At 41.3% G+C, this 18629-nt stretch carries 26 protein-coding genes; 3 read left to right on the forward strand and 23 right to left on the reverse strand.

The features are described 5' to 3' along the window. Window positions 1–97: 97 nt before the first annotated feature. The 3 genes from ACXAGP_RS13005 to ACXAGP_RS13015 all read right to left on the reverse strand — a co-directional run bounded on the left by ACXAGP_RS13005 (window position 98) and on the right by ACXAGP_RS13015 (window position 2347). The gene (locus tag ACXAGP_RS13005; protein ID WP_475261895.1) at window positions 98–1297 is read right to left on the reverse strand and encodes a serine hydrolase domain-containing protein; all 1200 of its coding nucleotides are present in this window, start codon (window positions 1295–1297) and stop codon (window positions 98–100) included. 117 nt (window positions 1298–1414) lie between these two features. Continuing rightward, window positions 1415–1774 carry a hypothetical protein gene (locus ACXAGP_RS13010; protein WP_475261896.1) on the reverse strand — a complete coding sequence of 120 codons (360 nt, stop codon included), beginning with the start codon at window positions 1772–1774 and terminating at the stop codon, window positions 1415–1417. A gap of 126 nt (window positions 1775–1900) precedes the next feature. Beyond that, window positions 1901–2347 (reverse strand): GyrI-like domain-containing protein, encoded by a 447-nt coding sequence (locus ACXAGP_RS13015; protein WP_475261897.1) that lies wholly within the window; start codon window positions 2345–2347, stop codon window positions 1901–1903. Between the two features lie 179 nt (window positions 2348–2526). On the opposite strand from ACXAGP_RS13015, the gene ACXAGP_RS13020 reads away from it, so the two are divergent. Both ACXAGP_RS13020 and ACXAGP_RS13025 read left to right on the forward strand, forming a co-directional pair. Further along, window positions 2527–2748, forward strand: a complete 222-nt coding sequence (locus ACXAGP_RS13020) for a TA system antitoxin ParD family protein (RefSeq protein WP_475261899.1) — start codon at window positions 2527–2529, stop codon at window positions 2746–2748. Beyond that, window positions 2735–3031, forward strand: a complete 297-nt coding sequence (locus tag ACXAGP_RS13025) for a type II toxin-antitoxin system RelE/ParE family toxin (RefSeq protein ID WP_475261900.1) — start codon at window positions 2735–2737, stop codon at window positions 3029–3031. Before ACXAGP_RS13020 ends, ACXAGP_RS13025 begins: the two co-directional genes overlap by 14 nt. Window positions 3032–3138: 107 nt before the next feature. Here ACXAGP_RS13025 and ACXAGP_RS13030 read toward each other — a convergent pair whose 3' ends face one another. The 15 genes from ACXAGP_RS13030 to ACXAGP_RS13100 all read right to left on the reverse strand — a co-directional run bounded on the left by ACXAGP_RS13030 (window position 3139) and on the right by ACXAGP_RS13100 (window position 11718). Continuing rightward, window positions 3139–3384: a DUF2442 domain-containing protein gene (locus tag ACXAGP_RS13030; RefSeq protein WP_475261901.1), complete on the reverse strand. Its 246-nt coding sequence runs from the start codon at window positions 3382–3384 to the stop codon at window positions 3139–3141. After that, window positions 3365–3601, reverse strand: coding sequence for a DUF4160 domain-containing protein (locus ACXAGP_RS13035; protein ID WP_475261903.1), 237 nt, complete (start codon window positions 3599–3601; stop codon window positions 3365–3367). Before ACXAGP_RS13035 ends, ACXAGP_RS13030 begins: the two co-directional genes overlap by 20 nt. Window positions 3602–3618: 17 nt before the next feature. Next, window positions 3619–4002, reverse strand: coding sequence for a hypothetical protein (locus tag ACXAGP_RS13040; protein ID WP_475261904.1), 384 nt, complete (start codon window positions 4000–4002; stop codon window positions 3619–3621). A 186-nt stretch (window positions 4003–4188) separates the two neighbouring features. After that, window positions 4189–4497, reverse strand: coding sequence for a hypothetical protein (locus tag ACXAGP_RS13045; protein WP_475261905.1), 309 nt, complete (start codon window positions 4495–4497; stop codon window positions 4189–4191). A 26-nt stretch (window positions 4498–4523) separates the two neighbouring features. Beyond that, window positions 4524–5528, reverse strand: a complete 1005-nt coding sequence (locus tag ACXAGP_RS13050) for a GxxExxY protein (protein ID WP_475261907.1) — start codon at window positions 5526–5528, stop codon at window positions 4524–4526. Window positions 5529–5999: 471 nt separating this feature from the next. Continuing rightward, window positions 6000–6593, reverse strand: a complete 594-nt coding sequence (locus tag ACXAGP_RS13055; RefSeq protein ID WP_475261908.1) for a hypothetical protein — start codon at window positions 6591–6593, stop codon at window positions 6000–6002. A gap of 142 nt (window positions 6594–6735) precedes the next feature. Then, on the reverse strand, window positions 6736–7266 hold the full coding sequence (locus ACXAGP_RS13060) for a hypothetical protein (protein ID WP_475261909.1): 531 nt from the start codon (window positions 7264–7266) through the stop codon (window positions 6736–6738). Window positions 7267–7365: 99 nt separating this feature from the next. Further along, window positions 7366–7737 carry a hypothetical protein gene (locus ACXAGP_RS13065; RefSeq protein ID WP_475261910.1) on the reverse strand — a complete coding sequence of 124 codons (372 nt, stop codon included), beginning with the start codon at window positions 7735–7737 and terminating at the stop codon, window positions 7366–7368. Window positions 7738–7900: 163 nt separating this feature from the next. Next, window positions 7901–8320: a hypothetical protein gene (locus ACXAGP_RS13070; protein ID WP_475261911.1), complete on the reverse strand. Its 420-nt coding sequence runs from the start codon at window positions 8318–8320 to the stop codon at window positions 7901–7903. Window positions 8321–8428: 108 nt separating this feature from the next. Next, a complete protein-coding gene (locus ACXAGP_RS13075; RefSeq protein WP_475261912.1) occupies window positions 8429–8929 on the reverse strand; it encodes a DUF3592 domain-containing protein in 501 nt (166 codons plus the stop codon). A gap of 112 nt (window positions 8930–9041) precedes the next feature. Then, window positions 9042–9401 (reverse strand): hypothetical protein, encoded by a 360-nt coding sequence (locus ACXAGP_RS13080; RefSeq protein WP_475261913.1) that lies wholly within the window; start codon window positions 9399–9401, stop codon window positions 9042–9044. Between the two features lie 113 nt (window positions 9402–9514). Continuing rightward, the gene (locus tag ACXAGP_RS13085; RefSeq protein WP_475261914.1) at window positions 9515–9901 is read right to left on the reverse strand and encodes an immunity 53 family protein; all 387 of its coding nucleotides are present in this window, start codon (window positions 9899–9901) and stop codon (window positions 9515–9517) included. A 37-nt stretch (window positions 9902–9938) separates the two neighbouring features. Next, window positions 9939–10301 (reverse strand): hypothetical protein, encoded by a 363-nt coding sequence (locus ACXAGP_RS13090; protein WP_475261915.1) that lies wholly within the window; start codon window positions 10299–10301, stop codon window positions 9939–9941. Between the two features lie 585 nt (window positions 10302–10886). Beyond that, entirely contained in the window at window positions 10887–11195 is a 309-nt protein-coding gene (locus ACXAGP_RS13095; protein WP_475261917.1) for a hypothetical protein, read from the reverse strand. Between the two features lie 109 nt (window positions 11196–11304). Then, on the reverse strand, window positions 11305–11718 hold the full coding sequence (locus tag ACXAGP_RS13100) for a hypothetical protein (RefSeq protein ID WP_475261918.1): 414 nt from the start codon (window positions 11716–11718) through the stop codon (window positions 11305–11307). Between the two features lie 296 nt (window positions 11719–12014). On the opposite strand from ACXAGP_RS13100, the gene ACXAGP_RS13105 reads away from it, so the two are divergent. Then, entirely contained in the window at window positions 12015–13019 is a 1005-nt protein-coding gene (locus ACXAGP_RS13105; protein ID WP_475261919.1) for an integron integrase, read from the forward strand. Window positions 13020–13099: 80 nt separating this feature from the next. Here the strand turns inward: ACXAGP_RS13105 and ACXAGP_RS13110 are convergent, their stop codons facing one another. The 5 genes from ACXAGP_RS13110 to ACXAGP_RS13130 form a co-directional block, all read right to left on the reverse strand. Continuing rightward, window positions 13100–13240, reverse strand: coding sequence for a hypothetical protein (locus ACXAGP_RS13110; protein ID WP_475261920.1), 141 nt, complete (start codon window positions 13238–13240; stop codon window positions 13100–13102). Between the two features lie 27 nt (window positions 13241–13267). Next, complete coding sequence (locus tag ACXAGP_RS13115; protein WP_475261921.1) at window positions 13268–14788, reverse strand: SpoVR family protein; 1521 nt, start codon at window positions 14786–14788, stop codon at window positions 13268–13270. Further along, window positions 14788–16077: a YeaH/YhbH family protein gene (locus ACXAGP_RS13120; protein ID WP_475261922.1), complete on the reverse strand. Its 1290-nt coding sequence runs from the start codon at window positions 16075–16077 to the stop codon at window positions 14788–14790. The genes ACXAGP_RS13115 and ACXAGP_RS13120 overlap by 1 nt, the downstream gene beginning before the upstream one ends. Before the next feature lie 28 nt (window positions 16078–16105). Next, window positions 16106–18028, reverse strand: coding sequence for a PrkA family serine protein kinase (locus ACXAGP_RS13125; RefSeq protein WP_475261923.1), 1923 nt, complete (start codon window positions 18026–18028; stop codon window positions 16106–16108). A 239-nt stretch (window positions 18029–18267) separates the two neighbouring features. Next, entirely contained in the window at window positions 18268–18576 is a 309-nt protein-coding gene (locus ACXAGP_RS13130; RefSeq protein WP_475261924.1) for a PGPGW domain-containing protein, read from the reverse strand. Window positions 18577–18629: the final 53 nt, after the last annotated feature.

Raw genomic sequence — 18629 nt, forward strand, 5'->3', positions numbered from 1 at the left:
GGGGCAAATAACGTCGGCATAATGGGCTAATGAAACCGGGCTAAAATTCGCGAAGAAGCGCAACCAGGATGTTACGCGTCCGCCCTTAATGCGCTTATTATTTGCCCTTTCTAATATTTAAAAACGAGTCTAAAACTTCAAACGTGAAATCCTGAAACTCCTCTTCACAATGGTCATTAACACCACAGTTAGCGAATGCAGTAATACTTATATCGCCATCCGGTATATAAATATTTTGAGTAAAATATCCAAACTCAGTACCACCATGATGATAGAACTTTTTCCCGTCTATTATTTCAACCCAAATACCAAGCCCATAATAGAAGTCAGAGGAACGATAAAAACGTGGGCCCCAAGAATCAACTAAATTTTCTTCGCCTATCATTTGTGTTCTAACACTTTGATTGATGACATCGTTATTAATTACGATAGCTCGTAATAATTTAGCCATATCTTTTACACTTGAGGCTAGTGGAGCATCAGAGGTTGCGGTTGTTCCAATGATCTCTTTGGTATCTACCCAAATATTCATTGGTAATGGAAACGATGGCTCTATATCATTTATAAAGAAACCCGAAGCTAACTCTGGCTTATGCTCTTCCACGCCTTTTGAGTAGCTAGATGCCATATTGAGTGGAACAAAAATTCGATTTCGAATCGCCTTGGATGGATGCTCTTTCAAAACTCGCTCTAAAACTACGCCAGCTAATGCGTAGCCAGAATTAGAATACGAGTGTCCTGTTCCCGGCTCAAAGTCGGCTGGCTGATTAAACACAAATTTTAAAGGAAACATATCTGTTGTGACATTTCCTTTTTGAGCATATTGCGTACTGAAAAAATCAAAGTTACCAACATCATTATATTCAAAAATTCCACTTGTATGATTTAACAGCTGTCGCAATGTCATTTTGTTCGAATGTTGAATTTGGCTGAGTATTTCACTTTCAAGATATTTATCTATCGGAGCATCGAGACTAAGTATTCCTTCATCGGCTAACATCGCCACCAAAAGTGCAGTTAACTTTTTGCCAGCACTCCCGTTGGGCATGACAACATCTGTTGTCATAGGCTTCTTTTTTTCTAAGTCTTTGAAACCAGCACTACCTATGTAACTACCATTTTTAGTTTCGACTAAAAGTACTGCTCCAGGAATGTGTTTAGATATAAGGTTATCCAGCATAGGTTGATACTTGCTTTGGTAATCAGCATCATGGCTTGATTGGCTGTTTCCAAAACCCTTGAAGGGGAACAAGAACAGAATCGTAATTAGAAGTTTAATAAAATAAATCTTATTCATGAGGTTCATCCATGACTCAAACGTAAGTTTTAGGTATAAAAACGCTCCGATAACGGGCGAATAATCGCTGGCAATACTAAGTGAGGTAAGAACGCAGCCAGCGAGCTAATTGGATTGTCAGAGGCCATAAAACTCCAGGCAACACAAAATAGCAACTGTTAAAAAAGCCACCCACGACAAATGCTTGCCTTTTGTGAAGTAGATAGAAAGTACGGCACTGAGGAAAAACACCATTCCAATAACTAACAGGATGAAGCTACTATGTGATGGCGTATGAAAAAGTATTGCAGCGAAACCAAAGGCAGCCAAAGACATTACATGCCAGCAAAAACGCAGAGTACCCTTTGTAAAATGGTCGCTACCAAACAAATGCGGGATGTTATCGCCCCTGAACAATCGAATGAGAATGTACCTTTCACCAAGATATGAATGAATAAACCCGATTGCGACAAGAATTAATCCTGCAATAAATATCACTTAATTCTCCTTGGTATCTAACTACTAAATTAAAGGGCAGAGACTTGTTGGCTATAAATATGCTGCTAGATTAGAACGAGCGAAGCCAAACTTTTTACGTCCGTCCTTAAGCACCTTGTTATGTATCTATTGCACCGCAATATGGACTTCTATTTCATTGCCGTTTGGGTAATATTCAAAGTCTGTTGAAAATAGCCTTTTATACTCACAGCCTTCATTAGAGAAGTATTCCCAAACGTCTTTCCACGCATCGATGGCGATTTGAGGCATTTTCCCTTTATGTGTGAATACCAGGTACTTTCCTTGAGGAATAGTGACTTTCTCAATATCTACATTTGATGGGTAGGAATCACCATCGAAGCCAGCGAGAACCGTGAACATCCCATTGTGATCGGATTCGTAGTTGTAGTAAGCACCATAAACACGTTCACCATTTTGATAGTTAACAGGAATACTTTTATCAAAAGATTGCCACAATGCGGGTATTTTTCCATTTGGACTCATTTCTGCTGCATTATTTGTTCTAGTCGATATTCCGTTAATAGTTTTTTCTGAAACGAGTTTTAATTCCATCACAACACCCTTGTAGTTGTATAACTGCCGCAATAAACAGCGAAAATTTATTGGCTATAATGCCCGAGGAACGAGGAGCAGCCAATGGATTTTTTTCCGGGATTAATTGCTTTTGTTACAACCGAATTCTACAATTGTGGTAAATTGCCACAATGGTTGTGTTTAGAGGAGAAGCGATTATGGCTACAGCAAGTATTAGACTCGATGAGGATCTGGTTGAAAAAGCCAGCATAATAGGAAAAGCACTGAATCGCTCAACACCAAAGCAAATTGAGCATTGGGCTAAGATTGGCGAAATGATGGAGGACAACCCTGATTTACCCTATGAATTTGTAAAACAAGCGATTATTGCTAAAGCAGAAAAAGACGCAGGAAAGTTAGAGGTTTATGACTTTGGCTAAAGTTACAAAAGTCCTGCAAACAAGTACTTTTAAAAAAGCTGTCAAAAAGCTCCATAAAAATCAGAAAGCAGATCTGGATAATGCGGTTAAAGCGCTTATGCAGGAACCTCAATTGGGAGAGCAAAAGAAGGGTGATCTGTCTTTTATGCGTGTATACAAATTCAAAATGGCGAAACAGTTAACACTTTTGGGATATAGCTATGAAAGTGGTTCAGTCGTTTTGGAGCTTCTTACTTTTGGTTCCCACGAAAATTTCTACAGAGATGCCAAAAAGATTCTGTAGGTTATAACGCCCCGGTTAAACGAGCATAAAAACGTTGGCTAAACTTTGTGAGGCACGAACACAGCCAACGTTTCTGTGTCCGTTTTGAACCGATTGTTAGCTGCCGTTTAATGGGTTCCCGACAATAGACCTTTTACACTTAAATCCTCGTCAACATCTGGCCAGTGAATGCCATCACCATCGCCTAATAATTCCCAGTTATTTCGTTGCTCTTTGGTTGCACTAGCTAAACGAGGAAACCAGACAAGTGGTGCAGAAATTGTCCGACCATCAAGAAGTTGCACCACAATAGATTCATCTGTGCATTTAACATCTTGTGCTAACGGATGAAGTTCAACTGCTAAAGTACTCATTCCACGTCTCCAAAAACAAAGATTTGTGTTCTTCTACCAAGTTTCCCAGCTTACGAAGCTCATCGGCGGGAAAGCGAGTAGAACTTGCAAGCGCAACAGGCCGGAGCCAAAACTTCGCTAGCATTCGTTCGCGCTGAATATGTATATGTGGTGGCTCACCATTTTCGTTGCTATAAAAAAAGAAACGATAGGGGCCTAACTTTAAAACTGTTGGCATAGTTCAATGTTACTTTATTACTCACTAAAATGCACAGGGCAGCTTATTGGTAAATTGTGTTCTACAGTTTTGATAAATCTGTCGTAACCAGTATCGGTTTTGTATGAAACACTTACTCCGCTTTTAAACACTGAAATGTTGAAAGCTGGACTTCCGTAGCGAACCCCTGCGACGGGAGTATTCCAATCATAGTTCCAACCTTCATCATTGTTCCCAAGCCACTCCACAATATTTATGTATTCTGAGTCGTGGTCGGTTATAACCTGTCCGCAGTAATGAAACTCACCCGGAATAAAATCAACTCTTATGGTCCGATCTACAGAGTAATAAACCAATAAGCCACCAATGGTTAAAAGGATTGAAAAGAGAAGTGATAACAAAATTTTAATTGCGATATTCAAGTGGCAGCTAACGGTTAATTTAAAGGGCGATTACTTGCTGGCTATACTACCCGAAGAATGAGGGGGAGCCAGCTAGTAAGCGTCCAAGTTTAAAATTTTTTGTTAGCTACCAATTGCTGAAATGGCGGCCTCAATCATATTAAACAGACCCAAAGCCAACGTTACAAGCCCCGCCAGTCCCGTTAACTAACAGCTGATGTTGAATTTGAACAAATGCTTGTCATAAAACGATGCATTTGATTGGAGTGTCATGGCCTGAGCAATCAGGATTACCTTAAGAATGATAAACAAAAAAATTGAAGCCAAAAGAAAATACCAAGCATCAACAGCTAATGTTTTAGTATGCTCAGAAAGTTGTAGTGTTTTCTTGTTACCCAATAAAACGGTAATTGAAAGTGATAATGCCCCTCCAGAGATTAGAAACGCTGTGTTTGCAATTTTGTCAGCTCGCTCTCTGATTTCCTTCCATTCTTCGTAATTACTCTCTTTATGCATACAATTTCCCTTTGGTAGCTAACGCCTCAATCAGCTGCCGCATTAGCGGTCCGCTGCATTGACTTGTTAAGTCTTTTCTTAGGATAAATTTGGACTAAGCTATATGAAACACCACCTATAGACTTAGTCAATTTAGTAACTTCCATCTCTTCATTTTGTGAAATTGGTGGAATGTAAAGAATGCCATGTTCTACACCAGAAGCTGTAAGGTAATTAAGTAATTGCTCTGTACCACCGTTTAAGACTCTAGAAAGGCCATGCATTGAATTTTTAATTTCGATAATTAGTTTATCTTCACCTTTTTGAAGGAAGAAGTCTGCAATGTACCTCCGTCCATCATTCTTACGCATTATTGAGAATTCAGGATAGATACTAACATCCTCAGCCAAATTATTAACGAAAGCTGTCAGTGAACCTATTAGGGCTACCTCAGTTATTCGAGGTATTGTAGTTCCCATTGCTTTGTCAGGAACCTCCTTAGAAAAGGAGAGGAGAAGGTCAATTATTCTGTCATTTAGTGTCTTACGAGCCGAATCTAAATCTTTTTCTACAGGAGATCTCTTTAAATCTTCAGATTCTTTGTCGTAGGCTTGCTTTTCAACCATTTGATCTAAAAGAATATTAATAAATGCTGAGATATTTACTATTGCTAGAAAAGCTTCTTGCTCAGAAAAATACAACTTATAATCATGGGTTGATTTGTTTCTCCACTCCGTTCTGTAATTAGTAAACAACTGCAACACTCTTTCTTTCAGTACGTCATTCTCTTCAAAGTGTTTTTCTATTTTATGAGGAGTGATTTTATTTGGATTTTTACCAGCAATTATTCTATATGCTTCTTTTAAAGCACCTTCAAATGCTTGATTACTCCTATAGATCACATCGTTAAATAAGTAATCGTCTCCAGACTTACCGTTCTCATAATGTCTTTCGGCAATTTCAATGTGACTCACAACGCTAGATACCCCTCTATCATCTTCTGATGCGGAGAAGTATTCAGCTTTATCCTTTAGTAATTTCAATAAGTCCATGATGCTCCATTAGAGACTTAACGGCCGCAATAAACGGCGAAAATTTATTGGCTATAATGCCCGAGGAACGAGGGGGAGCCAATGGATTTTTGTCCGGATTGATCGCTTTTGTTAGGCAGCATGAAACAACCAGACAAGCAGAAAAAACAGGCCAAAAACCAGTAATCCTTTTTTATAGCTTGAATTTCGTTTCCGTATCCAAAACTCCTTTTGGTGTATTTGCTCTTGGGAGGTCAGGGAATATTCACAATGTGGGCATTGATGTCCCAGATACATTATAAGGTTGCATTTTGGGCACTTGGCAGATGGTTCAACGGAACCAGTTCCAAAAATTGTAGGTTTTTCAATTTTCATAAGTGCTAATGCAGCCTAACTGCTAAATTAAAAGGCAAATACTTGTTGGCTATACTGCGTGAAGAATGAACGCCAGCCAACGAGTATTTGTCCATGTTTAAATTTTCTTGTTAGGTTTTACCAAGCCTTTCCTTCATTAACTAAATATACTGAAATGCCGCCTCTAGCAGGGGTTTGATCATAATACTGGGACTCGATGGTAACTTTCATTGGCGGAATTTCAAAACAAGTTGATGAATCCCAATAAATATCACCAAAACCAAAGTAAACAGATGAACTTGAGCTTGTGACAGAGATTCGGCCATGTGATTTTCCTTGCATGCTAGCTCCGCCAGCTGATATCGGCGAATTTGAACTACTAAACGCTCCATAAAAACTTTCTGGACTTATTGAAGTTTGTGTACCTGTCGATTCTGAGTAATAAGTGGGTCGGAAGAAAAAGTTCACGGGGGCTTCTGCGGTATTTACAGCAAAAATATTGGTGTTTCGGTTTTTAGTTAACCAAATATGTGGAACCGTTTCATACCCTGAATAGTAAATAGGTGTAGATTCAGTTACAAATGTGTGAATGCTGGGATCGTATTTAACTAAATTATCATTAAGGTCGTTAATATACTCCGTTCCAGCACAAATCTCTGTATCAATAACATAGTTTGCATGAGCTGTATTAAATAATCCTACCAAAGACAACATCAAAATTTCTTTTTTCATTTTAATTCCCTTCTTAATTGTTTATTAAGTGCCAGCTGAATTGATTAAACCTAACGCCTTACTAACTGGCGCACAAATGCTTGGCTAAAATTAGCGACGAAGGAGCACAAGCCAAGCGTTTTGCGTCCTTTTAAGTAACTTGTTATCTAGCTAGTTTAATTGACTCAAATGACATAACAGCTTGATTCAAATAGCGACCGTTAAACTCAAATAAATCTTGAGTATGCAAGCTAATAATCTTCGAATTAAATACATAACAATACATTACACCGTGAACTTGCTTTGAATCAATTTCACCACTCCACTGAATTTTGGCCGCAGGAACTCCCGATATTTCAATGAACTCGATCTCACTTTTTTCAAAATTGCTTCGTTTTCGAGCTATACCTGATAAGAATTGTTCGAGATATTGAGCTGAACCTTTTCTAAGCTCATCATCATTCATTTCAGGGAATGGTGTGCCTGGATTCCAAGTCGTTATTTGCAATAGCGTCGCGTTATTTCCATCTTCATGTGGATGACGAAATGCAATAGTTGATGCACCTTGTCCCATACTGCGCTCAATCGGCCCCTCAAAACCTTTAGGTATATTGATGGACGCATCAGCAAAAGAAAACTCATTTGCATTTGTTGCAAACGATAAAAAAATAAGAAATAAAAGAATCCGATTCACCCGATACTCCTTGCTAGATAACGGCCGTAATAAACGGCGAAAATTTATTGGCTATAATGCCTGAGGGACGAAGGTGAGCCAATGGATTTTTGTCCGGGATTAATTGCCATTGTTAGCCGTTATTCTCCGCAACAATTCACTTATATCACTTTTGATGTCTTGGTCTTCTATTTGCTGAGCTGCAAAATTTGCTTCATTTACAAACTTTCGGGCACTCGCGTAATCATTTAATTCAAAAAACCTTTCAGCAAGAGCAAAATTTATGGAAGCTATATATTCGACCAAACTCAAAGAAACAGCGAGACTCAGAGCTTCTAAGTAAATTGAAATAGCAATATTGTTGTCAGGGGTGAAGTCTCCTAGGGTTTCCCATTGGAAAGGATGATCTAATTGTGAATCTTGATGAGTCTCACAGATTTCTCTCAGTTCTCTATGAGCATTCCACATTACTTCAGATTCTTCATCTGTCATTAACGATGCCAAATCTAGGATTTTTTCGTAGAACGGTGGTTTCAAACTTTTACCTAGCGGCTAACGCCCAGCTAAGCCGCCGGAACGGAGTTGATTGTTTTGTGCGAGCGTAGCGGAAACGCACAAAACGAGCAACGCAGTGGAGGTCGGTTTGAGCTGTTTGTTAGCTGGCTTGATCACGGGTCAATTCTTCAATGTTTATAAACGGTGTGACTTCACCACTCAAAGCTCTTTCCTGAGAAAAATTGGAACCTATACCATCAGTTAATTGTTCCACTGTGTATTCTTCGAGAGCTTCGACTTCATCTTCAGAAAGGGGGCGAGACAGCAGATATTCAATAGACCCGATCAAAGAGCTAGAAGAAGCGTCATATTCGAATGACAAGATACCGCCAGATACTTGCTCTGCAAAACGCTCTGTTTCCTCGCCATCAAATAAATAATCGGAGAATTCCTCTTCTTCGTACTTTAGCCCATTTAAGGACTCCAAGATTACCTTGTCTGTTATTAAATCAAGTGACCCATCATCATTTTCTTCTGCACTAGCAACAAGAGCAGGACCTTTAAATTTTATAGTTGGCATTTTATCTCCTTCTTGCTCAATTCTTAAGACAGCTAACGCCTCAAAGCAGCGGAAAACGCGAGCGCTTTGGGCGAAGCCCAGCGAGTGGTTTTCCGATGACTTTGTTTGTTAGGAATAACTACTCTGACGGCGCTTTCTTTTTTCATGCCAATTATATAAAGCAATAATTCCTACCCCCCAAACTATGCATAATAATACAACCACTTCATTACCTTTTTCATAGTTATTAGGCTCGACTACAGAGAAGCTCGGGTTGCCTTTCTCGTAAAAAACGATAATTTTTTTATTTATCGGATATTTTTCTAGAGCCTTATTAGCACTTGCCAAGTTGCTGTGAGCTGTATAGTTGAAATGAACTTTGTCAGAATTGTATCGCTTACCATTTACAAAAAAATCGTACTTAACTACTGGGTAGTAGTTGATTTTATCGTAGCGCACTTCTTTTTCTTCGACGGCTGAATAAACTACTTTTCCATCTATCTGAACATAATCTTGCTCAGCTAAAAGATACTTTCCATTGAGGTCATCCCATGCGACATAAACATAAGTTAATAGCGACAGTATCAACGAGCCAAAACCTAGTTTTTTGAATGTGCTTTGATTACGCATCGAATTTAGAGGTTATTCCTAACGTCGTAAATAAACGGCACAATTGAGCTGGCTAAACTTTGCGAGGGACGAGCAGAGCCAGCGAGTTTGTGTCCGGTTTTGATTTAATTTGTTATGTGCCACAGTCTTTATTTAGTTTGTAGAAACTTGGCAAGACATCGATTATTGGTACTGATTCATACTTTCTATTTTTATCCATAAACTTTACAAATTCTGCAGCGGTACTTTCAATGCCAAAGTCAACACATGGGAACAAATGCTCTTCCACCGGAGTGCTTGGTGATGATAAGCCAATTAAGTAAAAAGCGAAGCCCATAGTGCATGCTCCAATGGCCTCATCCTCACTTTTAAAATTTTCGATAAGCTCTCCATTACAGAGTTTTTTCCATTTTGCAGCAGGATCTGAAAGCTCCATTCCATTTATTGGCAATGATATAGTTGCCGCAAACAATACGATAATAAGAAATTTCATAATTGACCTAGCGTGGCACATAACGACCGCAATAAACGGCGAAAATTTATTGGCTATAATGCCCGAGGAACGAGGGGGAGCCAATGGATTTTTGTCCAGATTGATTGCATTTGTTATATGCCACGTGCCCAACTTAAAAAGACAGTGAGTAGTTGTTCCAATTTGTCAGGTCCACACGCACCAACAAACTTCTCTTTCTCTACTTTGCAAAATAGCCAATCATTATCACTATTGAGATTTAGTTCAATTGCTTCAAAGTCTTTGTTGCATAGAGGAGTTTCAGCCAAATCGATGGTTACTGTCCAGCCTGGATTGTCCAATGTGTCGATTGATACACCAAAAGAATGTTCCCAATCTCCATTGCAGTTTGATTTATACCAAGCTTGTAATTGATTTAAGATGTCCATATTCGGGTGGCATATAACTACTAAATTAAAGGGTAAAGACTTGTTGGCTATACTGCCTGAGGAACGAAGGCCAGCCAAAGAGTATTTGTCCACGTTTAAATTTTCTTGTTATGCGTCTTCCTTAAATAATTTACATTGGAACCCATACTTTACGAACTTCGCAATTATTACTTAAAGAAGTGAAGTTTGGCGACATGTTGATTTTAAAGGATAAACTGACTTTTTTCTTACTTATAAAGGCCGCAAGCAACAATGAGTAAACTTGTTGAGTATTCTCGTTTTGAGTTGCATCCCCAGAAGGTAAATAAAATTCACCTCCGGAAGGGCACGGCTCAGTTAAAATCAAAGGGATGTCGAAGTTTACATCTGAATAAGAAGTGTAACTTTCCATACGTCTTATTTCTACGTCAGTAATGTTGGAATCAGCGAGGGCGACGTCTACAAAATTCACCAGGATACAAGACCAGATAATGGCTTTACTTATCTTTATCATTTTAAAATCTTTTTAAGAAGTTCATTTTTTGTTGGAGCCCATAGGCGCATAACGGTTAATTTAAAGGGCGATTACTTGCTGGCTATAATACCCGAAGAATGAGGGGGAGCCCGCGAGTAAGCGTCCAATTTTAAAATTTTTTGTTATGTGTTTTTTCCGCTGTTATTAATAATCTTAACCATCTCATGAAACTTTTCATCAGAAAACGAGAGTTTAGAAACAAAATCCTTTGCCTCTTCCCAAGTTAGCTCTCGAACCAAATTGCCGCTATTGCAGCTTTCCAGGAATATCTTGGGGGAGTGGAAATCTGTATCTGGGGTTTGTTCCCACGCTCTGTTTTTCAAAAACAGTTCATAGAAAATTACTTTGTGAGAAAAAAATTCTTTTTTTTGCTTTGAAGCCCATGCCTATTGAGCCTCCATCCCGATAATATCCAATAGAAGTGATTTCTTTAACTTTCATGCCTGTTAATTTACGTGACACATAACGTCTAAATTAAAGGGCAAATACTTGTTGGCTATACTGCCTGAGGAACGAAGGTCAGCCAACGAGTATTTGTCCAGTTTTAAATTTTCTTGTTATGTTTCAATCTCTAATATTCATCATTGTATGAGGTTTAATAGTTTCACCACTATTGCAGCCTCCTACCGGCGTTTCGTCGGTTTGATAAACTTGCAATTGTTTTTGAGCAGTGAATGCCGTTAACGCAAGGGACATCTCAACTTTTCCAGCGTCAGTGCTTAAATCCACTTTGATCACTTCTCCTCCTTCGAGCAGAATACAGCCGTTCCCATACTTAACACTCACATGCTTAACGCTGTCAGTTAACCAAGCATTCGCCAAAGCCCCTTTGTAGGGCAAAAGCATAATTATTAGTACAACTACTATTTTCATTAGCTTCCTTGAAACATAACGGCCCGGTTAAACGAGCACAAAAGCGTTGGCTAAACTTTGTGAGGCACGAACACAGCCAACGTTTTTGTGTCCGTTTTGAACCGATTTGTTAAGAGCCATGTGCGCACCTGTCCTGTTTTATTCGCATATTAACGTACTGACCATGTTCACGGTCATACGCTGTCATGTCCAGTACTATTGTTTTATTACTCCTTAGATGCTGCACCAAAAGAATATCAGTGCAAACAAATGCCAGAAGTGTAGGTTTGTAGTGGCTGGCTTTGTTCGGTAAGCCGTTTGATGCAATCTCAATATGAATTAGGTCATTTTTTACAGAATACTTGCTTAAATTTGTGCTAACACCTTGGATCCCAAAGATATCATTCTGAACCGCATTAAAGATATGTTCATTTACTTCTTCTTTTTTCATACTTGCATAAATCAGAGATGCACCAACTCCGATAATGTAGAGTACTACCCTTAATACTCGTTTCTTTTCGTTAGATTTGGGTTTTTCTTCCATGGCTTTTAACTATTATTAGACGAACAAAGTTCGTGTTAAAACACGAACTTAATTCGTCTAACCCGCAAAGTCAATTTATCTCAATACTCTGAAGTCCCCGCAATTGTTGGGATACAGAATGAACTTGTGTTCATTCAGTTGGCAAAATACGAACTTGTGTCGTCTAACACTGCTATTGGTTGAATCACTTTCTATTGACCTTTTCGAGTCATGATTTTTTTCTATCAAAAACTGTACTTTTTATTGGTTTATTAGAAACTTTTGTCGACTTAAACTGAGTTAAAAGGAGGACTGACATGGAAAAGTCATCACTGTTAAGTCAGGTGGCCAGCAAAATGTGGCAAAGGCGATATGCCAAGCGAACGATTGAAGCCTATCTGTATTGGATCAGAGCATATATCCGTTTCCATCACTATACCCACCCATCAGAAATGGGTGGTCAGCAGGTGGAGGCGTTTCTGAACGATTTGGTATGTCGTCGTAAGGTGTCAGCAGCCACTCAGGCTTTAGCCTTAAATGCTTTATCTTATTTGTATAAATGTGTCATTGAAAAACCACTTAATCAGGATTTGCGATTTCAGCAAAGTAATAAACAAAGGAAGCTCCCGGTCGTACTAACTAAAAGTGAAATAGCACAGCTATTAAGTGTCGTTTCAGCAAGAATGAATCTACCTGTTTCGATGTTATATGGTAGCGGTCTTAGACTTATGGAGTGTGTGCGGTTAAGGGTAGGTGACATTGATTTTGATTATAAAAGTGTCCGTATCTGGAATGGTAAAGGCGGCAAAAACCGCATTGCCACTCTGGCTGAAAAGCTCAACCTGGCGTTAAAAAGGCAAATTGCAGAAGTGGAAAAGGTTCATGCCGTTGACCTTGCCAACCCAAACTACTCTGGTGTTTGGCTGCCAGATGCATTAGCGAGAAAGTATCCACACGCTCACAAAGAGCTAAGCTGGCAATATCTATTTCCTTCGGGAAACTTATCAGTCGATCCGCAATCTGGCCTCTTCAGGCGTCATCATATTGATGAACGAAGTGTGCAACGAGCCATTAAAAAAGCGGCACGTGAGGCGAAAATCAGCAAGCTCGTTTCCCCACACACTTTACGCCATTCTTTTGCTACTCATCTTTTACAATCTGGTGCAGATATCAGAACTGTTCAGGCGCAGTTGGGGCACAGTGATGTTATACCAATTCCAATAAACATTTGCACACTCAGCGCAGCCTCAGAGACATTAGTTCGAGGCGTGCGAATGAGAGAATACTGGTGGTCTTGTGAACTTCGCACAACAAAGAAATAATGTTTCTGAGGCGCGTCTTCGATGGGGCTGAAAAGCATTTATACGGTGTTGGATGTTTTTGATTTAGCCCCACTAGACCTTTAAACATCCGCCTTGCCTAAATGCTTTTCATCTCCCACTGAGCTGGGTAAATGTTTGTTGGAATTGGTATTAGAACCACACAGATTTATACGCACGTTTTGCAACAAGGCGGAAACGGGGTAGTTAGCCCCTTGAGTCATCTGGATATTTAGCCTCTGAGGCTACAACTAATCAGCAGGGCAGCGCTCCAGCACATAGGGCAGCATATCATCCTCGTCCACTTCCAGAATTACCGGGAAGCCCCATAAACGGTGCAGGTGCTTCATTACTTCTTTGCTGGATTTGGCCAGCGGTATACCGTTTTGTGGGATATATCTGAGGGTTAACGAGCGGTCGCCGCGCACATCGGCATTGTACACTTGAATATTGGGCTCCAGATTGCTCAGATTATACTGTGCTGAGAGCTTTTCGCGAATGGCGCGATAGCCGGACTCGTTGTGAATCGCCGACACCGTCAGAAAGCTTTCCCGCTCGTCGTCTTCGATGGCAAACAGTTTAAATTCACGCATCATCCTGGGTGACAAATATTGGCTGATAAAGCTTTCGTCTTTGAAGTTTTTCATGGCGAAATGCACGGTTTCCAGCCAATCAGCGCCGGCAAATTCCGGGAACCACTCTTTGTCTTCCTCGGTGGGGTCAGTGCAAATGCGTTTGATATCCATAAACATATTAAACCCCAGCGCATAAGGATTAATGCCGTTGTAATAGGGGCTGTTGTATTCTGGTTGCATGACAACACTGGTGTGACTGGTGAGAAACTCCATCATAAAACGGTCGGTGACTTTGCCCTCATCGTAGAGATGGTTGAGGATGTGGTAGTGCCAGAAACAAGCCCAACCTTCGTTCATCACCTGGGTTTGTTTTTGCGGATAAAAGTACTGGGATATCTTGCGCACAATGCGCACCAGCTCTCGCTGCCAGGGCTCCAATAGTGGCGCACTTTTTTCAATGAAATACAGAATGTTCTCTTGTGGCTCTTCCGGAAAACGCCGTTCTTGAGGTAGCTTGTCTTGCTCGCTTTTGGGCAACGTGCGCCAAAGTTCATTTACTTGCGATTGTAGGTATTCGGCGCGCTCTTTTTGTCGTTCTTTTTCTTCTTGAATGGAGATTTTTTGCGGTCGTTTATATCTGTCCACACCATAATTCATCAGGGCGTGACAGGAGTCCAGGATATTCTCTACTTCGGTGATACCATAACGGCGCTCACATTTCGCCACATAGTTTTTGGCAAACACTAGGTAGTCAATAATCGAGCTGGCGTCTGTCCAGGTTTTAAACAGGTAGTTGTTTTTAAAAAACGAATTGTGGCCATAACAAGCGTGAGCCATCACCAGCGCTTGCATGGTAATGGTGTTCTCCTCCATTAAATAGGAGATGCAAGGGTCTGAGTTGATCACAATCTCGTAAGCCAAGCCCATCTGACCACGGCGATAATGCTGCTCAGTAGAGATAAATTTTTTGCCATAGGACCAATGGCTGTAGTTAATAGGCATACCTACGCTGGCGTAGGCATCCATCATTTGTTCGGCAGTGATGATCTCTATCTGATTGGGGTAGGTGTCCAGGCCATAGTGTTTTGCTACGCGGTCAATCTCATCTTCGTACTGCTCGAGTAATTCAAAACTCCAGTCGGGGCCATCGGAAAGGGGCTTCACCCAGCGTTTGCGTTTTGGAGGAGATACTGCCACTAAGCGACTCCTTGTTGTTTAGCCACGTTTTTGCGGAAAAGCTCTCTGAATACCGGGTAAATGTCTTCCACAGTTTGAATGTGTTTAATGGCGAAATGGTCCTGAATCTCAGCGATTTTTTGATATTCCCGCCACAGGCTTTGGTGTTGTCGTTCAGTAATTTCAATATAGGCGTAATAGCGCACCACAGGTAACAGGCGCTGCATCATAATATCTGAACATAGCGGGGAATCGTCCGCCCAGTTATCACCATCTGATGCTTGGGCGGCATAGATATTCCATTCGGTGGCATCGTAACGGTCGCGAATAATTTCATCCATCAGGCGCAGGGCACTGGATACAATTGTTCCGCCCGTTTCTTGAGAGTAAAAAAACTCCTGCTCATCCACTTCTTTGGCTTGGGTGTGATGCCGTATATACACCACTTCTACATTTTTGTAGGTGCGGGTTAAAAACAGGTACAGCAAGATATAAAAGCGTTTTGCCATGTCTTTGGTGGCCTGGTCCATAGAGCCCGACACATCCATTAAACAAAACATAACCGCTTTACTTGTGGGTTTGGGGCGCTTTTCATAATTGCGGAACCGCAAATCAAAGGTATCGATAAAAGGCACTTTGGCGATGGCTTTTTTAAGCTCTGCGATTTCCTTTTCAAGCTCCAGAATGCGTAATTGATGGTCTAACTTGTCAGCTTTTAGTTCCGCAAGCTCGGCCTCCAACTCTTTTAGCTTTTTCTTTTTGCCTGAGGTGAGGGCAATGCGCCTGGCTACTGAGCCTTTTAAGCTGCGTACGATATCCAGGTTGGCAGGCACACCATCGGTTTGATAGCCTGCTCGATAAGTTTCGTATTGCACCAGCTTGTCCAGCTGATTCTTTTTCAGATTGGGTAGCTCTAATTCCTCGAATAACAAATCCAGGTATTCGTCTTTGGAGATCTCAAAGACGAAATCGTCTTGTCCTTCCCCTTGGTCGCTGGCATCGCCTTCACCGGCACCGCCCTGACCACCGCCACTTGGTGGGCGCTTGATTTTATCACCTGTGCTGAATTGGTCGTTACCCGGATGTACTTGCTCTCGTTTGCCACCTTTGGTGGTGTGAAATACCGGCTCCTTGATGTCCCGTGTTGGAATACTCACTTCTTCGCCGGAATCTACATCAGTAACGCTACGTTTGCTGATGGAGTCAGACACCGCTTCTTTGATTTGCTGTTTGTAGCGCCGGATAAAGCGCTGTCGATTGACAGTGCTTTTACCTTTGCTGTTCAGACGTCGGTCGATAAAATGCGCCATAGCCTCTCCTGTGTTACTGCAAGGGGCGTTATGATGATTTTCTGACTCTCAGATACCACTCACATAACAGACGCACTTGTTTCTGCGTATAGCCTTTTTCTTCCATCCGTTTCACAAAATCGTCGTGTTTTTTCTGATCTTCTGCCGAACTCTTGGTATTGAAAGAGATCACCGGCAGCAAATCTTCCGTATTGGAGAACATCTTTTTCTCAATCACGGTGCGCAGTTTTTCGTAACTGGTCCAGGACGGGTTTTTGCCGCTTTTATTGGCTTTGGCCCGCAGTACGAAGTTGACTATCTCGTTGCGAAAATCTTTGGGGTTACTGATGCCTGCGGGCTTTTCGATTTTTTCCAGCTCAGCATTGAGCGCTTCGCGGTCGAACAGCTGCCCGGTTTCCGGATCGCGATATTCCTGGTCCTGTATCCAAAAATCGGCATAAATCACGTAGCGGTCAAACAGGTTTTGCCCGTACTCTGAGTAAGACTCCAGATAAGCGGTTTGGATTTCTTTGCCGATAAATTCCACGTATTTGGGAATGAGGTAGCCTTTTAAGAACTCTTTATAACGCTCTTCTTGATCGGTGGGGAATTGCTCTCGTTCAATCTGGCGCTCCAGCACGTAAAACAAGTGCACCGGGTTGGCCGCCACTTCCTGATGATCAAAGTTAAACACTCGCGATAAAATCTTAAAAGCAAAACGAGTGGATAAGCCTTCCATGCCCTCGTCAACGCCAGCATAGTCGCGGTATTCCTGATAAGACTTGGCTTTGGGGTCGGTGTCTTTCAGGCTTTCGCCATCGTAGACTCGCATCTTAGAGAAAATATTGGAGTTTTCCGGTTCTTTTAAACGGGATAACACACTAAATTGCGCCAGGGTTTCCAAGGTGCCGGGAGCGCAAGGCGCTTTGGTAAGCTCACTGCTTTGCAACAGTTTTTCGTAAATTTTGATCTCTTCCGATACCCGCAAACAGTAAGGCACTTTTACAATGTACACCCGGTCTAAAAACGCCTCGTTGTTTTTGTTGTTGCGGAAGCTTTGCCACTCTGACTCATTAGAGTGGGCCAGAATTAATCCGTCAAAGGGCAGGGCAGAAAAGCCCTCTGTAGGGTTGTAGTTGCCCTCTTGGGTAGCGGTTAATAGAGGATGTAGCACCTTAATTGGCGCTTTAAACATTTCTACAAACTCCATTAACCCTTGGTTTGCTTTACACAGAGAACCAGAATAGCTGTATGCGTCGGGATCGTTTTGGGCAAATTCTTCCAGGCGGCGGATATCTACTTTGCCCACCAAAGACGAAATATCCTGGTTGTTTTCATCACCGGGTTCAGTTTTGGCAATCCCCATTTGATCCAGGATAGAGGGATAAACCTTAACCACCCTGAACTTGCTGATGTCTCCGTTGTACTCGTGCAGACGCTTGCGCGCCCAAGGCGACATAATGGGCTTTAAATAACGCTGTGCAATGCCGTACTCTCGTTGTAGCAATTCGCCATCTTCCCCGGCATCAAATAAGCACAGTGGACTATCATTTACCGGGCTGCCTTTAATGGCGTAAATGGGCACTTTTTGCATTAGCTCTTTTAGCTTTTCAGCCAAAGAGGATTTACCGCCGCCCACAGGCCCCAGTAAATACAGGATTTGTTTTTTCTCTTCCAGGCCTTGAGCCGCATGGCGCAGGTAGGAAACGATTTGTTCGATGGCATCTTCCATGCCGTAGAACTCAGCGAATGCCGGATAGCGGGAGATCACCCTGTTGGAAAAGATACGGCTGAGTGCCGGATTTTGTGACGTGTCGATGAGTTCGGCCTCGCCGATAGCCTGTAGTAGTCGTTCTGCGGCGTTGGCATAAACCGTTTTGTCTTGTTTGCAAAGCTCAAGATACTCTTGAATGCTGAATTCTTCTTCTTTGTGAGCTTCGTAACGTTGTTGATAATGTTCGAATATTCCCATGAGAAAACCCCCAACATGGTAAGCCATAATTTGGCTTTATTTGTATAGCGCTTCTTTAATGTTAGACCCTAAAACTGGTTAATGTGTTGCACTGTTAGATTAAATTTAGCTAAGAAAATTCGTATCAAAATGTTTTGCTATATCAATGCTTTGTGCTTTTTTTGTGCTAACCACAACGAGAATTGTTAGCGTTTTTTATAACCCACATAAGTTTTATACAGCTGTTTATTGTAAAACGTTCAGCTTTGTGAATTATTCCGAAGCAGTATTTTCCGTGAGGTAGTAATGGGACGATGCCGGGTTTTGTGCAAAACCACACGTAGAAAGCGAGGCGCGCGCTTTGTGATCTCATGCAGCCAGTGATTTAACCTTGGGTTTTGACGGCGCAACTGCTGCATTTTTTGCTGGGCGTTGGGGTTCACAGAAAGTAACATGGCAAGACCAGCAACAATGAAAAATACGCCAAAAGGTATAGGGAGAGGCACCAGTATTAGTCCAATTATTATAATAAGAACTGCCAGAACACTTAACATGACAAGAATAAACATGAGGAAAGTAGGGACCTGATTTTACGCCTTTTTGTGACCTGCTGATGACAATT

Source organism: Planctobacterium sp. AWM4_229, from assembly GCF_056160305.1.

Excerpts from the sequence above, each read along its gene's own strand:
- ACXAGP_RS13005 (WP_475261895.1), bottom strand. The coding sequence starts at position 1,297 with ATGAATAAGATTTATTTTATTAAACTTCTAATTACGATTCTGTTCTTG.
- ACXAGP_RS13015 (WP_475261897.1), bottom strand. The coding sequence starts at position 2,347 with ATGGAATTAAAACTCGTTTCAGAAAAAACTATTAACGGAATATCGACT.
- ACXAGP_RS13020 (WP_475261899.1), top strand. The coding sequence starts at position 2,527 with ATGGCTACAGCAAGTATTAGACTCGATGAGGATCTGGTTGAAAAAGCC.
- ACXAGP_RS13025 (WP_475261900.1), top strand. The coding sequence starts at position 2,735 with ATGACTTTGGCTAAAGTTACAAAAGTCCTGCAAACAAGTACTTTTAAA.
- ACXAGP_RS13030 (WP_475261901.1), bottom strand. The coding sequence starts at position 3,384 with ATGAGTACTTTAGCAGTTGAACTTCATCCGTTAGCACAAGATGTTAAA.
- ACXAGP_RS13035 (WP_475261903.1), bottom strand. The coding sequence starts at position 3,601 with ATGCCAACAGTTTTAAAGTTAGGCCCCTATCGTTTCTTTTTTTATAGC.
- ACXAGP_RS13045 (WP_475261905.1), bottom strand. The coding sequence starts at position 4,497 with ATGCATAAAGAGAGTAATTACGAAGAATGGAAGGAAATCAGAGAGCGA.
- ACXAGP_RS13050 (WP_475261907.1), bottom strand. The coding sequence starts at position 5,528 with ATGGACTTATTGAAATTACTAAAGGATAAAGCTGAATACTTCTCCGCA.
- ACXAGP_RS13055 (WP_475261908.1), bottom strand. The coding sequence starts at position 6,593 with ATGAAAAAAGAAATTTTGATGTTGTCTTTGGTAGGATTATTTAATACA.
- ACXAGP_RS13065 (WP_475261910.1), bottom strand. The coding sequence starts at position 7,737 with ATGACAGATGAAGAATCTGAAGTAATGTGGAATGCTCATAGAGAACTG.
- ACXAGP_RS13070 (WP_475261911.1), bottom strand. The coding sequence starts at position 8,320 with ATGCCAACTATAAAATTTAAAGGTCCTGCTCTTGTTGCTAGTGCAGAA.
- ACXAGP_RS13075 (WP_475261912.1), bottom strand. The coding sequence starts at position 8,929 with ATGCGTAATCAAAGCACATTCAAAAAACTAGGTTTTGGCTCGTTGATA.
- ACXAGP_RS13080 (WP_475261913.1), bottom strand. The coding sequence starts at position 9,401 with ATGAAATTTCTTATTATCGTATTGTTTGCGGCAACTATATCATTGCCA.
- ACXAGP_RS13090 (WP_475261915.1), bottom strand. The coding sequence starts at position 10,301 with ATGATAAAGATAAGTAAAGCCATTATCTGGTCTTGTATCCTGGTGAAT.
- ACXAGP_RS13095 (WP_475261917.1), bottom strand. The coding sequence starts at position 11,195 with ATGAAAATAGTAGTTGTACTAATAATTATGCTTTTGCCCTACAAAGGG.
- ACXAGP_RS13100 (WP_475261918.1), bottom strand. The coding sequence starts at position 11,718 with ATGGAAGAAAAACCCAAATCTAACGAAAAGAAACGAGTATTAAGGGTA.
- ACXAGP_RS13105 (WP_475261919.1), top strand. The coding sequence starts at position 12,015 with ATGGAAAAGTCATCACTGTTAAGTCAGGTGGCCAGCAAAATGTGGCAA.
- ACXAGP_RS13110 (WP_475261920.1), bottom strand. The coding sequence starts at position 13,240 with ATGACTCAAGGGGCTAACTACCCCGTTTCCGCCTTGTTGCAAAACGTG.
- ACXAGP_RS13120 (WP_475261922.1), bottom strand. The coding sequence starts at position 16,077 with ATGGCGCATTTTATCGACCGACGTCTGAACAGCAAAGGTAAAAGCACT.
- ACXAGP_RS13125 (WP_475261923.1), bottom strand. The coding sequence starts at position 18,028 with ATGGGAATATTCGAACATTATCAACAACGTTACGAAGCTCACAAAGAA.
- ACXAGP_RS13130 (WP_475261924.1), bottom strand. The coding sequence starts at position 18,576 with ATGTTTATTCTTGTCATGTTAAGTGTTCTGGCAGTTCTTATTATAATA.